General features: G+C 39.2%; 2 protein-coding genes and 1 pseudogene. All 3 read left to right on the top strand.

Annotation, left to right across the window (positions count from 1 at the left end; all coding sequences use genetic code 11):
* Positions 1-388, top strand: a pseudogene (locus AB5935_RS27735) (hypothetical protein); the annotation flags it as partial.
* Between the two features lie 13 nt (positions 389-401).
* The gene (locus AB5935_RS27730; protein ID WP_368328067.1) at positions 402-878 is read left to right on the top strand and encodes a clostripain-related cysteine peptidase; all 477 of its coding nucleotides are present in this window, start codon (positions 402-404) and stop codon (positions 876-878) included.
* Positions 879-904: 26 nt separating this feature from the next.
* A partial coding sequence (locus AB5935_RS27725) for a clostripain-related cysteine peptidase (RefSeq protein WP_368328066.1) occupies positions 905-1,092 on the top strand: 188 nt, incomplete at its 3' end.

Here is a 1,092-nt window from a genome sequence, read left to right as displayed (position 1 = left end):
AAAAATACTATTTGCAATTGCACTTGTGTTTACCATGTGCTCTGCTTTTTCCTTGAAAAAAGACCACTCTAAACCGGTTTATGCTTTTGGAATTTCTGCCTCATTTACGGATACAGTAGTCTATTTCACGGACATTCAGATATTAGATAGTGCGAAGGTTAGCAAGGAAGGCTTCTTGTCTCACCGTGAGTTGTATAGTTATCAGTTGAAGAATTATCTGGAGGATAACCAGTTGCAACAGAATAGTACATGTATGATTTACTTCTCGGAAAACAAGAAGAAATTAGAAAAAGAAGCAACGAAGATTCTGAATAAATACAAGAAAAATAATAGAATGACGGTGTCGCGGATTGATTCTGATAAATTCCACTTTACGAAACCGGCAGAATACTTGAAATCTAATGAAAAAGATAAAAATATTCTCCTTGTTTGTGTGTTTGGCTATGCTGGTAATCGCTTGTCATAATGACGATGATGAAAGAGGAGTCCAGATGCGTACAGTTCTTGTTTATATAGCAGGTGACAATTCTCTTCGCAGCTTTGCTACAGAGGATTTGGCGGAAATGACAGAGGGAATGCAGTCTGTAGATGATAACTCTTATAACCTACTCGTATACATTGATACCGGATCAAGTCCTAAACTAATTCGATTGAAGAAGGATAAAAAGAAGAATGTCGTACAGGAGGTAATCGCTACGTATGAAGGACGAAACTCTGTAGATGTCTCTAAGATGAAGGAGGTTATCAACACGGCATTTTCTGAATATCCGGCACAGAGTTATGGGTTGGTTTTGTGGTCTCATGGAGAAGGATGGTTGGCAAAATCGCAGAATAAAACCCGTTGGTGGGGACAGGATGGTGTAATGCGCCTCATTTGAGTTTTCTTCTTTTCGATGCATGCTTTATGCAATCTGTTGAGGTGGTCAATGAATTGAAGGAACATGCGGATTACATAATAGGCTCTCCGACAGAGATACCCGCACCGGGTGCTCCATATCAGAAAGTAGTTCCGGCTATGTTTGCCAATAATGCATCGGCTACGGACATAGCAAAGGCATATTTTGAATTTTATGCAGATGAAAATCTTTATAC

The organism is Phocaeicola sp. RTP21198st1_B8_RTP21198_201120 (assembly GCF_040929485.1).
In the GTDB taxonomy this organism is placed as follows: domain Bacteria; phylum Bacteroidota; class Bacteroidia; order Bacteroidales; family Bacteroidaceae; genus Phocaeicola; species Phocaeicola dorei.
This window is presented reverse-complemented; position numbering and strand designations above follow the sequence as displayed.

What these genes read in the sequence shown, in the direction of transcription:
- AB5935_RS27730 (WP_368328067.1), top strand. Translation starts at nt 402, where the DNA reads ATGAAAAAGATAAAAATATTCTCCTTGTTTGTGTGTTTGGCTATGCTG.